Genomic DNA, 13413 nt, shown 5'->3' with positions numbered 1-13413 from the left:
AGACATACGCAAAACGTATTATCTATGTCCATCAGATAGGCTTTTATATAACTACTACCGTTTAATAACGATAAGCTTTGTTTCCAGCATTTCTTCCATGGCATACTTTACACCTTCGCGTCCCGTGCCACTTTGCTTCACACCACCATACGGCATATGATCAACACGGAAGCTTGGAATGTCATTGATCATCACGCCGCCCACCTCAAGCTTGTCCGCTGCATCCAGCGCGGTCGTGATATTACGAGTGTAAATTCCCGCCTGCAGGCCATAGATCGAATCATTTACATGGTTTACGGCTTCATCTATAGAGCTAACAGAATGAATCAGCACAAGCGGGGCAAACACTTCACGACAGGACACCTTGGAGGTCGGGTCCACATTAAGCAAAACCGTCGGCTCCAGAATACCTCCCTTGGCTTGGCCACCCAGAGCGATCCTTGCGCCTGCTTGAACCGCTTCTTCCAGCCATTCACGGACACGTTCGACATCCTTGGCTGAAATAAGCGCGGATACATCCGTGTCCGCCTCTAGCGGATCTCCAATTTTTAAACGTTGAGTTGCTTCTATAAATCGGGATACAAAGGTATCATACAGTTCATCGACAACGTAAATACGTTGAACTGAGATACATACCTGCCCCTGATTGGCAAAGGCTCCACTCACACAACGGTCGATGACCGCGTCTACATCCGTATCACGGTCGATAATAACGGCTGCGTTGGAACCCAGCTCCAGCGTGACCCGCTTCAAGCCAGCCTTGGAGCGAATTTCTGTACCGACCGCCGGGCTACCGGTAAAAGTGATATAGCTGACGCGTGGATCAGTGACAAGTATGTCGCCAATGGTTTTACCATCGCCGCTGATCACGTTAAGAGCGCCCGCAGGCAATCCAGCCTGCTCCAGCAGCTCCGCAATCAAGTAAGCCGACAACGGCGTCTGCTCCGCAGGCTTCAATACGACCGTATTGCCTGCTGCCAGCGCGGGACCCACTTTATGAGCAACCAGATTCATCGGGAAGTTAAATGGTGTGATAGCTCCTACTACCCCTACAGGTTCTTTGAGCGTGTAGGCCATACGGCCCTCGCCGCCCGGTGCGGCATCCAGCGGAATGGTTTCCCCGTGAATCCGTTTGGCTTCTTCAGCTGCGAACTTGTAGGTTTGCACCGTCCGGTCAACCTCCGCCAGCGCAGCCTTCCATGGTTTGGATGCTTCACGTGCAATGATGCGCGCTGCATCCTCACGCCGCTCTTCCAGCAGGTCAGCCAGCTTCTCCAAAATGGCTGACCGCTGGTGCGCTGGCATGGTCCGCATCTCCGAGCGTGCATCAGAGGCCGCCTGAATAGCAGCCTTGGCATCCTTTGCTGTGGCCTCTGCCACCTCAGCAATGATTTCCCCGGAATACGGTGATTTCAACGTCGTGTACGATGAAGCTGCTTTCCATTCTCCACCGATAAATAAATGCTGCTGCATGCTTTTTCCTCCTTCTCTTGATATCAACGTTCCTTTTACCATCTATTTTACCGTCAACACCGGACAAGGTGCATGCTGAATCACCTGATGGCTCACGCTACCCAGTATCATTTCAGAAACAAGTCCTTTGCCCCGCGTTCCCATAATGATCAAATCCGTCTTTTCCTGCTTTGCACTTTCGCAAATGACACTCGCCGGATCACCGTGACCCGCCAGCATACGGTAAGAAATACCCTCGTCCTTCAAATAGTCGGATGCTGGTTCCAAGATATGACGACCTTCCTCTTCGATTCGCTCATCCACATCAACCCCAACCGGGGGCTCATTCATGGATAAAGCTGGGTTTACATGTAATACAGTCAGATGTGGATTCCCCTGAAGCTGCTTAGACAACGTTTTGGCTGTCTGCAACGCATTCATAGCATGTTCCGAACCATCAATCGCGACCAGAATATGTTTGTATTCGCTCATACTCTTTTCCTCCTCAGAAGTTCGATCTTAGTGTGCATCCACCTGAATATCCTGCATATGTCGACGACGTACGATCAGCACAGCTACGCCAATCAGTACCATCAATGCTCCAAAATAAAATGGGGTTTCTGCTGAGTACCACTCTGACAGCTTCCCTGCAAGCCACGGCGAAATTGCCCCGCCCAAAAACCGCATGAAGCTGTAGGCCGCAGATGCTGTCGAGCGCTCCACTGGAGCAGCCTGCATAACAGCAGTTGTAATCAATGTATTGTTAATCCCCAGAAAAATACCAGCCACAATGACGGCGACAATGACAGTCGTTGGTGAACCAGCTACCGTCCCGATCGCCATAACACCTAAATCAATGGCAAACAGCGTCAGCATGATACTAATGGAAGATACCACGCTCAAGCGTGCTTGAATCTTCGGTGCTACAAACACCGAGGTAAAGGCCAGCATAATTCCCCAGCCAAAAAACACATAACCCAAACCATGCTCGTCCAGATTCATTACATATGGAGAATACGCCATCAACGTAAAAAATCCAAAGTTATATAACAACGCTACAATACCGAGCGTGAGCAAAGCCGGATAACTGAGCGCTTTGAACGGATCGGCAATGGAACCGCGTTTTTTGGGCTTTGGAATGGAAGGCAGCATAAACGTAATGAACAAAAATCCCACTACCATCAGTCCGGCTACACCGAAAAACGGACCGCGCCAGGAAATGGAACCTAACTCACCGCCCAGCAACGGACCCACTGAAATCCCGAGGCCCAATGCCGCTTCATACAAAATAATTGCTTTAGCTGTTCCAGAAGTGGACAGACCTACAATCGCAGACAACGCTGTTGCGATAAACAAAGCGTTCCCCAAACCCCAGCCTGCCCGGTAGCCCACAATTCCGCCAACTGTACTGGCTGTGCCGCCCAGTCCAGCAAACACAATAATAAATAAAATCCCGGTTAGTAGTGTCCATTTGACACCCAATCGACTAGATACAACGCCTGTAATCAGCATCGCAACGCCTGTTACCAGATTATAGCTGGTGAACAGCAATGACACTTGGCTTTTCGTAGCATGAAGCTGATCAGCAATGGCCGGAAGAATCGGATCGACCAATCCCAGACCCATAAATGAAATAACACAAGCAAAGGCGACTGCCCAGACCGCTTTAGGTTGAGACAGCAAGCCTGAGCGTTCTTTTAACTCTTCAGGTAATGCATGTTGTGAACTCATATTATGATGTTACCTCCACATCTGAATGTAAATGTTCTTGTTATGACGGGTCGTGATCAAGTTCATCATCCAGAAGAACCTTGCGTTCACGCACCCTAACCCGTAACTCCTCCAACTCAGTCTGGAGCATACGGATGCTGTTGATTTTTCCCTCCATTAATTCCAACTGCTCGTTCAATGTACTTTCCATATCCTCCAACATGGCCCGTCGCTCGTTCGGTTGCAAATGCTCCGTTCGCTCGCGATATTCCTCCCGCTGACCCTTAAGCATTTCCGCTGCGGACATGTAACGCTGAAGCTCTTGCAAGGAGAATCCAAGTACTTCCTTGGCACTCACTATTTTTTTTAGTAAGTCCACATCCTCCTGCGTATACAGGCGCATATTTCCTTCACTGCGCTGCGGAGAGGGCAATAAGCCGATTTCCTCATAATAACGAATGGTTCGCTTGGTTAATCCGCTTTGTTTGGCGACCTCATCAATTTTATACGTAACCATGACACCCACCTTATGAAAAAGATTATATATAAATACTACGCCTCTATAACGTTAACGTCAACGTAAACTTCAATATAAAAAAAACCGCCTCTAATTGGAGACGGTTCCTATTTTGACTAGTACGGTCATAGACCCGAGCATCGGTGCTCAAGCCCATGAATATAGCTTTAGATGAAACAAGTACGAGTGATGATAACCAGTAAAATGAAGAGAACCAGAATAACACCAGTGGAGGTGAACATGTTACAACCGCCACAACCTCTATCTACTTCACCCATTTCGTATTCCTCCTCCCTACTGATTCCAGCAAATCTCCCGAATTTTAAATCCTTGAGCTACGAATTAGATGATAAATGCTTTGGAAATAATAACGAGCAGAATGAAAAGTACCAGAATCGCTCCTGTAGATGTAAAAGCTCCATAACCAGCGCCTACTCCAGACATGGTGATTCCTCCCTTCATGGTTTACAAGAGCATCTTATGCTTATGCCATCATCCATGATAGGGACAAATGCCGCGCCTGCCGCCCAAATCTAGGTTGGGGTTGTACTGTCCTGTTATTCTTCGGACCCGAGCATGCCGTGATACAGGAGGTTTCGTGCCTGCTTGGCAAGCACAGACGGACTTTCACGTCCAGGCAGCAATTTAGTTAACGTCAGTCGTTCAATCAAGCCGATCACGCATTCTGCTGTCAGTTCAGGGTCCAGTTCCTCACGGCAGGAGCCCCATCGTTGCGCCGCCAGCAGATGTTTTTTGATATGCTCAGCCATTTCCGCCTTAATACGCACCGAGTCTGTCGCCTGGTAAAAACCGACACGAGTGATCGCCGGATTATTAGACAACACACGAAAAATAGCTTCTAGAAACACCTGTCCCCGTCTCAAAATTTCAGCCTCGCTTAGGTCTGGGCCTATCTTCATGCTTTGTACCGTATCATTCACCAAAGTACCGAAGCTCTCCACAAGCTCCTCGTATAACTGTTCCTTGCTTTCAAAATGAATATAAAAATCCGGCTGCGTCAATCCTGCACGTGCCGCGATCGAACTTACCTTTGTCTGATAAAACCCCGTCTGAGCAAACTCTTCAGCCCCCGCTTCCAGTAACAACCGTCGACTCTCCCGACTTCTGACTCCTGCTCTCATCACGGTCTTGCCCCCTTACGCCACAAATCTATCGTATTATAAAGTTCCTTTGCAGTAAGAACAACGGGCTTGAGGATGATATATACCTGTCCTTCAAAAGTCCTAATACAGAAGGACTGAACGTTTTGGAAAATCAAGGGCATCTCCCTACAAGGTATAATTAACCAATCTGACGGTGAGCGAGCAGGAATTATTAAGCCGAATTCAAATATTTATACTTGAGGATTTTGCACAACCCTGACTTTCGATATATATCAGTGATGAGGACAATATTTGCGCATCATCTCAATCGTTGTCAGATCATCATCCAACCCCCGTTGTTGCAAGCCGTCGATAATTTGCTGACGTTCCTGATCTTTAACATTTTGACCGAATTTAAACTTGGCAGTCCATTCCTCCGGTACAATTTTGATCAGAGCGACCCCTTTTAAACGTGAAGCATACCGAGAATCGCTGGCATCAATCGTGTCATACCCGCCTTCCGGTTGCAGCTTACTCATAAAAATGGAAAAGGCCGATGCTTTTTCTTCCAAATCCACTACATGCTCCGCATGACCACGCACGGTAATACTTTTAAAAAATGAAGTCGCCGGACATGCCATATGTTCATCCGTAAAATAAGACGGAATGAGCGCATATTCTTTGGCGGCTGAAAAAGTAACTCGATTATCTTCTTTCATCCGTTCCATCTTTTCTCCAGCACGGCTGCCATGAATATAAAAAACGCCATTTCCATAAGCGAAATTCAAGGGAACCACACGCGGAAAACCATCCTCGCTGTTCATGCCTAAAAATCCGAAACTGACCTCGCTTAGAAACTGCTCTATTTCCTCTAGTTCTGCCACCGTAAATTCTTTTCTTCTCATAGGGAATTCTCCTTCCATCTATTGACCAATGATACATTTCAGATTATGTTGAAAATGGATTCATAAAAAGATCCAATATGAACGAAAATGAGTGGCCCAATCGAAGGAGAAGAGTATGGATATTACGATTGCTTATCAGCGTGCGCTTCAAAAATATCATTTAAAATATTTGGCATTGTATCATGCTCTTCGTGAGGGAATCCTCAATGGTTCCCTTGCCAGTGGTACGCGTCTGCCTTCCACTCGTGATCTGGCTGTGATGTATGGAATTTCACGAGGGAGCGTTAAAGAGGCATATGATATGCTGTTGGCAGAAGGATATATAGATTCGGCAGTAGGCAGAGGAACCTTTGTTATGGAACAGACAGCGGTGCTGCCCGACAAATCTTTAATCAACCAGCAGAACCAAAATTCACCTGTTGTAAAACAAAAAGCCCCTGCTCTATCAGCTTGGGGACAACGAATCATGCAGATCGAAAGGGAACGAAACTTACAGCCGTCTCCTGCTTCTGCTACAAATAGAGACAGTGCGCAACAGCCTTTGATTTCTTTTCAGGCAGGAGAAGTTGTATTGGAGGGCAGTTCACAGATCGCATGGAAAAGCGCAATGACTGCCGCTGGAAAAGATCTGCAAAAGCCCTCGGCTGACGCGACGACTGCACCAGTGAGCGGTGATGAATGGCTGCGTGAAGCGATTTGCCATCATGTTGGCAGAACACGCGGAATTACAGCCACTCCGGATCAAGTCGTATTATGCAGTGGTTCCATGGAAGTGATCACGTTATTAAGTCAGTTGCTTATTCATGAACAAGATCGAATTGTATTAGAAAACCCCTGTTATTCCGGCATCTACCGTGCAGTTACTGCCTCAGGCGGACAGATACATGCTGCTGAGATGGATCAACATGGAATTGTCCCACAGGATTGGGATTCCAAACTCCTATTTGTTACACCTGGACGACAGTTTCCAACCGGTGCAGTGTTGCCATTAACACGCCGTCAACATATTTTGCAATGGGCAGCATCCAAGGGAGCGTGGATCATTGAGGACGATTATGACAGTGAATTCCGTTGGGCAGGACGACCCATTGAACCATTAAAAGCACTGGATCGCACAGAATGTGTCATCTATGTCGGCTCCTTTTCCAAAAGCATGTTCAGCAGCCTTCGACTCGGGTTTGCAATCTTGCCCGTTGAATTAGCCCAAGCGCTGACAGCTGCCAAACGACTATACGATCCCCTGCCGCCTGCCCGCTTGGAACAGCGCGCACTGGCACGTTTTATGATGCGCGGCGACTACGTTCGCCATGTGCGTCGGATGACTCGAATATACAGATCACGCTACGACGTGTTCCAGCGTGGAATACAGCAGTTAAGTGAACTATTTCACTGGCATCAGAACGATTGTGGACTACATGCCTATGCCATCTGGAAGCAGGAGTCTGCCCAGTACCATCATTTGATGCAGACAGCACAATTTTACGGAGTCACATGGCGTGATGCCGCCGATTACCAACTGACACCGGGACCTCCATCAGCCTGCTTTATCTTTGCCCATTTAACGGAGCAACAAATTGTTGAAGGGTTTAACCGTCTGCGCCAGACTTGGGACCATATTAAAAATCAATGAGGAGTTCCCTTATTTAATCACTAGCCCCAACAGCCCTACAAATGATGAAGCTTGATGCGGTGAGATGATGCAGCCATTCAAATCTTCTATATCCACCTGTAACCCATCAAATTCACAATCGCTCAGATCAATCCCGTTGAGCTTGGACCCCGATAGCATCGCTTGATCCAGATTGCAACGGTTAAAAAAGGTTTTTTGTAGTGTTAAATGATACAGATCGGCACTTATTAAAGAACAATCCTCAAAACCAACTTGCTTAAAATTAGCAAAACGGAACATCGAATAATCCGCTAAGCAATCCGAAAAACGAACGTTTTGGAGCCTGCTTCTGGAAAAGTCTGTTCCAAGCAATTTGCAGTTTTTGAACTCTACCCGATGGATAAAGGAACCGGAAAAATGAACATTAGACAGATCGCATTTATCAAAAATGACGTCTGTCCATTCACTTTCCGGTAATGACGATTCCATGATCGTTACATTTTTAAAAGTCATCTTCTCTAATGAAACCTTAACCGCTTCCACATTATCCAAAATCATATCTTCTACAGACCCCATACTATATTCGCCTTTGGACCGTAAGGAATACATTTCTTCGTTTAGTACGGGCAAGTCCGCAGGAATTTTCGGCAACTCCATTTTAATTTTCATAATAACTCTACCTCCACGATTGAGAGCCCTCTAGGACATCTATATGAATCTATTTTCTATCAATTCTCATACATAGGGTAGCAAAAGTATTTCTCACACATATATTAACGTAGTGAGCACGCTCACGAACCTTTGTTAGGAGGTTGATAGCATGGCAGTACAACTATCTAATCAAGTGTTCTCCATCTCTGTCGGAGATTACGGCGATCTCTCTTCCTTACGGCTGGTAGGGGACACTTTTAATACCAACTATGTCATGAACAGCTCCAACGCACCTAAACAGAATACGTCGGATCATCAGTGGCTGGGTGAACTGATGTTCACCTATCGTCTCGGCAACGGAGCGTGGACTCGGGCATGGACAAGTAATTCTGCTGATGCGCGCCAGATCACCTCTTCTGGAAACAGTGTCCAGGTAGCCTATCAGAATTCATCAAACAATCAGGGAATACGTAATTTCATTTTACATGAAACTTATTCGTTGGTTAACGATTATTTGCATTGGCAAATGAAAGTAACGAACACCTCTAATCAAACACTGGAGATCGGAGATTGGGGACTGCCGCTTCCGTTTAACGAGTACTGGTCCGGCGGCAATAATGAACAAATTTATGAAACCAGAGTACTCTCACACTCCTTTGTAGGCCATAACAGCTCCTTTATTACCGCTGGACGACCTAGCGGCATCGGACCGTATGTACTGCTGATCCCTGATGCCTCAACGGGTGCTGGTCTCGAATATCAGGACCATTGGAGAACTGAGGAGCATCCCGGCAGCACATGGGCTATGGAGCAAGGTGGCTGGTCCGAAGGACTGAATGTGTTCTATATCCATTCCAATGTCATCAAGAGCACCAACCGTGGCTATCTTGGAAGCACCAGTCTGTCGCTGGCTCCTGGTGAAAGCAAAACGTATGCCTTTAAATTTTACAAGGTAGCGGACGAGCAGGCTGTAAAGGACAGGCTGTACAGTGAGGGACATGTGGATGTGACCGTGGTTCCGGGTATGATTTTCCCGACGAATCTCAAGGCCAAATTCGATCTGCATACCAGCAAATCCATTACCTCTGTCACAGCGCAATATCCGTCTGAAACGACCATCAGCTATCTGGAAACAGCCCCTACAAACCATAAAATATATGAACTCACACTGGGACGACTGGGACATAACAATATTACTGTAAACTATGGTAACGGCGAAAAAACCGTTCTCCAGTTCTATGCCATCGAGCCAGTCGAAGCTGCACTTCAGCGTCACTCTACCTTCATGGTCAACAGCACCCAATGGAACGTGCCGGGCGACCTGAGGGACAAGGTCTTTGATGACTGGATGATGCAGTACAAGGCTAGACGCAACAGCTTTGCTGGTTACTGGGGCTGGGGTGATGATTGGGGACTAACTCACGGCCAGTTTCTGGCGGAGAAAAACGTTCAGAAGCCCGTGGCATCTGAGATCAAGGCAGTCGATGATTATTTGGAAGTAGCCATCTGGACGAATTTGATGGAAGGCCATCATACCGATTATCTGGTCCCTGATTTCCTGATGCCGCAGCCTAACACGACACCAACGTACCGTGGCTATGCCTATCCGCACATTTATAATACGTTTTTTAGCATGTATAAAATTGCCAAGCTGTATCCCAACCTGATCAGCTATCGCAATAGCAAAAACACATATTTGCTACGTGCTTATCGTATTTTTAAAGCGTTGTATGAAGGCCCTGTTGCTTATAACTGGAACACGGGACTCATGGGTGAGCTAACTGCACCTGATATGATTAAAGCGCTTCAGGAAGAAGGCTTGACCACCGAGGCTAACGACCTGATTGGCAAAATGGCTACCAAGTACAACAATTTCAAAAACACCACCTATCCTTATGGCTCTGAGTATAACTATGACAATACAGGCGAAGAAGCCGTATATACACTCGCCAAAATGAACAACAACACGACGATGATGAGCAAAATCAACGCCAAAACGCGTGCTGCACGCGGTCATATGCCTGTCTGGTACTATTACGCCGATCCGGTCACCATCACCGGAGAGAATTGGTGGAACTTCCAGTACACCACCTCACTTGCCGGCTATGCGATGGATGACTGGACACGTCGGCATTCGTCCAAGCCCGAAGTGGATCAGCGTCTATCCTATGCCGCCAAGCTGGCGAACATCGGAGCGATTAACTCGGGACAGATCAGCTCTGATCCTGCCAACATCGGGGCGGTATCGTGGACATATCAGGCGGGCAAGGGCAATTACGGCGCACTCGGTCTGGACGGTGGCCCTCTCTTTAACGGATGGCGCGGCATGTCCGGGGAAGCCGATCTGGGACTGTTTGGAGCCATCAAAATCCTAAGCTCGGATGTTGCTGTAGATCCAATATTCGGCTTGTTCGGCTATGGCTGTGACGTTACAGAAAGCAGTAACAGCTACGCGATTACTCCAAAGGACGGTGTATTCCAACGACTGCATCTGATCACCCAAAAGCTGAGTTTGGAGCTGAATCGGGATCAATATAGCTTGGCCATCGTGTCCAAGTCCAAGAACAACATCCGTCTGACACTGAAAAATATGACTCCAGGCACGACTCATACCACCGTTATGAGCTTGACCGGACTCGCGGCAGGTACGTATGACGTGCTTGTAGATGGCACAAAAACCGGGTCAGTCACGGCTACTAACAGCTCTGCGACCACGGTCAGACTGAATATTGGTACGGCAGCCAACTATGATATCCGTATCCAGTCGAGTACAGACAACCCGTCTCCCGCCGGAGACATTGTAGCCCGTTATGAATTTGACGAAACGGCCGGATCTACCGCAGCCGATTCGTCAGGTTATGGACAGCAGGCCAGTGTAAGTGGAGGCGCGTGGGGCGCCGGACGAAAAGGTAATGCCCTGCACTTTAACGGTACAGACGCCTATGCTAGCCTGCCCGGTGGTATCGTTAGCAGCATAAATGACTTTACGATTGCCGCGTGGGTACGGGTGAACACGCATAACGGCTGGGCACGCCTGTTTGATTTTGGAGCAGGCACGGATCGGTATATGTTTTTGACACCCAAGGCCGAGGGAACTGGCATGCGCTTTGCTATCACCGTCTCGGGGAACGGAGAGGAACAACAGTTGAATGCGCCAGAGCTGGCAACTGGGGTTTGGAAGCATGTCGCCGTGACTTTGTCAGGCAATACTGGAATGATGTATGTGGACGGTGTAGAGGCGACGCGTAACACCAACATGACGCTGAAGCCTTCTAGCCTTGGACTGACAGACCGGAACTATATTGGGAAATCCCAGTTTGATGATCCCTATCTGAACGGTGCAGTGGATGAACTGATCATTTACAACAGAGCCCTGACCGCTCAGGAAATCCGGGGCTTGGCCTCGGCAAGCAGCACCATTACAGCCCATGATGAGGGAGCCCGTTCATATGCCGAAGGAGCAGATTAGAATACATTTACGCATTCATTCATGCCGTTAACGTTTTAGATTGTGAATGATTTGTACTGTGAATCATTTGTGTCGTGAATCATTTGCGTCGTAAATGATTGGTATCGTGAATGATTCTTGCTTATATTAGCTCTACCCCCGGATTTCTTAAGTTAAGTCTGTAATCAGGGAAGAAATCCGGGGAGATGATGCTTCGGAGCGAGCCACCCTATGGAAAGCATTTAAAGCGACCGCCTTACCGGGACGATCAGCGGCAACTTTTCCATCTGGAGGGCGTTTAGCTCCGTCTAATGCGTGTCGTCCTTGGTCTTAGGCGAACCAGTTCCTCACTGGTGAGCTGCCTAGTATAAGAGCGAGGGGAAGATCCTGTATCTACCCTGAGCACCCTGCCTGCCCCGTTGGGGCGGGCTACCCGTGTGTTGAATACCTGCATGGCCCACTGCACCGGAAAGGCTATGGATAAGCGACCATCTGCCGTGCCTGCATAGTTGACCGCAGCTGCATAATTATCTGACTGTCTGAGCCATACAGAGCCGGAATCCCCAGGTAGTGATACGGGAGTCGTACCTCTAATAACCGTCTGATCTTCGAAGGTCAGTAAGCCCAACTCTCCACCATAATTGATTTGCAAGTCCGTATAGACGGACTCTACCGTGCCATTGACCCGCCCGGTCGTACGCCCTACCTTCTTCAATCTTTCCCCTATGCGATAAGCGGTCACATGACCCGGAATCGCTCCTACTGTAGCATAACGCGGATTGAGCAAGTTGTTACGGGTCGGAAGCGAAAGCGCCGCATCAATCAGGTTCGTTCCGGTGGGATTCAAGCGTACGTAACGATAAAGCCGTCCTATACGATCCTGGGCAACCGTCCCCCCATCGGCTCCGCCTGGCTGAATTGTAGCCTCTCGATTGTCTGTATTGGAGGGATTGAGGACATGGTTATTGCTAAAAAGATAACGTGTCGCCGGCGCTCCAGTTGGGGCAACGATGAGTCCGGTTGAACCGGAGCCTTCAATCGTCCCGACACTGTAGCCGGCGATGACCGGGCGTATGCGCACTTTGTAGTCCGTGGCATTGGCTCTGATCTTTCCAGTCTTTACAATTCGGACTGGAACGTTCGTTTTCTTTCCTAATGCGGTGGCCGACAGGAGTCCAGTAGAGGCCGACGCTAAACGGTCCGTGTACACAATGACAGCGGCTCCTCTTTTGGGATGAGCAGGGTCCCTGTACCCTACGCCAATGCCGTGGACACCGGACATTTTTAAAACTCGCTTGGCCATCCGCTTTTTCACCTGAAGCGCGGCCGAGAAGGTAGCCAACATAATCATCTCCTTTTACATTCAGATGAAATATTGTATGGCTAAGGCCGCTTCGCGTTCCATTTGATCATACGATCGCTGTATTGAAAGGCATATGAAAACATTCCAAAAAATGGTATACTCATTTCCGAAATTGACATCTTATCATTTGATTCTGGTGTTCAAGGAGGTACTTTATGTTTTCAATCATGTTGACATATAGCATACAAGCAATTGTAATTTTACTGATTATCTTTGAATTGTTGAGAAATAACAGAAAAAAAATAGGCTGGGGATCACTTTCACTGCTTTTATCTCTTCTTGGTATGGCTGTTTCTTTCGAATTTGGCAATTACATATTGGGAGACCAGTTGCTTTCCTTTTTAGGATTGCCCGCCTGGTCTAACAGTGTTGATAATACTAGGTTTCACTACACCATTTTTCTATCCAGTATTTTTTTTATTCCCAGTTTAATCATTGGATATAAAAATCCTAAGGAGTTTGGAGCTACAATCGGAAAACGGATTTCCAGTATATATCTATTTTTGATCATCATTTCACTTTTATTTTTATTATCAGCATTTTCTCGAAGTGAAAGTTGTCTTAGCGGAGGTTGTTGTTTTATACATTAAATCCGAACAATCCGGGGTGAGTAATTAGATCAAGGAGTTGGTATTATCTATAATTCATTTACCTC

Annotated in this window: 12 protein-coding genes; 3 read left to right on the top strand and 9 right to left on the bottom strand. The window is 47.5% G+C overall.

Going from position 1 to position 13413, the window contains the following annotated elements:
- Positions 1-54: 54 nt before the first annotated feature.
- The 7 genes from MKX59_RS24485 to MKX59_RS24455 all read right to left on the bottom strand — a co-directional run bounded on the left by MKX59_RS24485 (position 55) and on the right by MKX59_RS24455 (position 5687).
- On the bottom strand, positions 55-1473 hold the full coding sequence (locus MKX59_RS24485; RefSeq protein WP_340859165.1) for an aldehyde dehydrogenase family protein: 1419 nt from the start codon (positions 1471-1473) through the stop codon (positions 55-57).
- Positions 1474-1515: 42 nt separating this feature from the next.
- Positions 1516-1944: a universal stress protein gene (locus MKX59_RS24480; RefSeq protein WP_023986945.1), complete on the bottom strand. Its 429-nt coding sequence runs from the start codon at positions 1942-1944 to the stop codon at positions 1516-1518.
- 27 nt (positions 1945-1971) lie between these two features.
- On the bottom strand, positions 1972-3183 hold the full coding sequence (locus MKX59_RS24475) for an MFS transporter (RefSeq protein WP_023986944.1): 1212 nt from the start codon (positions 3181-3183) through the stop codon (positions 1972-1974).
- A 40-nt stretch (positions 3184-3223) separates the two neighbouring features.
- A complete protein-coding gene (locus MKX59_RS24470) occupies positions 3224-3679 on the bottom strand; it encodes a MerR family transcriptional regulator (RefSeq protein ID WP_023986943.1) in 456 nt (151 codons plus the stop codon).
- A 342-nt stretch (positions 3680-4021) separates the two neighbouring features.
- Positions 4022-4123 (bottom strand): hypothetical protein, encoded by a 102-nt coding sequence (locus tag MKX59_RS24465; RefSeq protein WP_023986941.1) that lies wholly within the window; start codon positions 4121-4123, stop codon positions 4022-4024.
- 113 nt (positions 4124-4236) lie between these two features.
- Entirely contained in the window at positions 4237-4821 is a 585-nt protein-coding gene (locus MKX59_RS24460) for a TetR/AcrR family transcriptional regulator (RefSeq protein ID WP_023986940.1), read from the bottom strand.
- Positions 4822-5075: 254 nt separating this feature from the next.
- Positions 5076-5687, bottom strand: coding sequence for a pyridoxamine 5'-phosphate oxidase family protein (locus MKX59_RS24455; RefSeq protein ID WP_023986938.1), 612 nt, complete (start codon positions 5685-5687; stop codon positions 5076-5078).
- A 115-nt stretch (positions 5688-5802) separates the two neighbouring features.
- Here MKX59_RS24455 and pdxR point away from each other — a divergent pair, with 115 nt between their 5' ends.
- Positions 5803-7317 (top strand): MocR-like pyridoxine biosynthesis transcription factor PdxR, encoded by a 1515-nt coding sequence (gene pdxR, locus MKX59_RS24450; RefSeq protein WP_340859160.1) that lies wholly within the window; start codon positions 5803-5805, stop codon positions 7315-7317.
- Positions 7318-7326: 9 nt separating this feature from the next.
- Here pdxR and MKX59_RS24445 read toward each other — a convergent pair whose 3' ends face one another.
- Entirely contained in the window at positions 7327-7965 is a 639-nt protein-coding gene (locus tag MKX59_RS24445; protein ID WP_053324610.1) for a pentapeptide repeat-containing protein, read from the bottom strand.
- 151 nt (positions 7966-8116) lie between these two features.
- On the opposite strand from MKX59_RS24445, the gene MKX59_RS24440 reads away from it, so the two are divergent.
- The gene (locus MKX59_RS24440) at positions 8117-11416 is read left to right on the top strand and encodes a DUF5695 domain-containing protein (RefSeq protein ID WP_340859158.1); all 3300 of its coding nucleotides are present in this window, start codon (positions 8117-8119) and stop codon (positions 11414-11416) included.
- Positions 11417-11693: 277 nt separating this feature from the next.
- On the opposite strand, the gene MKX59_RS24435 is transcribed toward MKX59_RS24440, so the two are convergent.
- A complete protein-coding gene (locus tag MKX59_RS24435) occupies positions 11694-12740 on the bottom strand; it encodes a hypothetical protein (RefSeq protein ID WP_028541041.1) in 1047 nt (348 codons plus the stop codon).
- 173 nt (positions 12741-12913) lie between these two features.
- On the opposite strand from MKX59_RS24435, the gene MKX59_RS24430 reads away from it, so the two are divergent.
- Positions 12914-13348 carry a hypothetical protein gene (locus tag MKX59_RS24430; RefSeq protein ID WP_254349252.1) on the top strand — a complete coding sequence of 145 codons (435 nt, stop codon included), beginning with the start codon at positions 12914-12916 and terminating at the stop codon, positions 13346-13348.
- Positions 13349-13413 lie beyond the last annotated feature (65 nt).

Origin of the sequence: Paenibacillus sp. FSL R7-0340 (assembly GCF_038002205.1) — a bacterium.
In the GTDB taxonomy this organism is placed as follows: Bacteria; Bacillota; Bacilli; order Paenibacillales; family Paenibacillaceae; genus Paenibacillus; species Paenibacillus polymyxa_B.
Note: the sequence above shows the minus strand (reverse complement) of the source record. Positions and strands in the feature narration are given on the sequence as shown.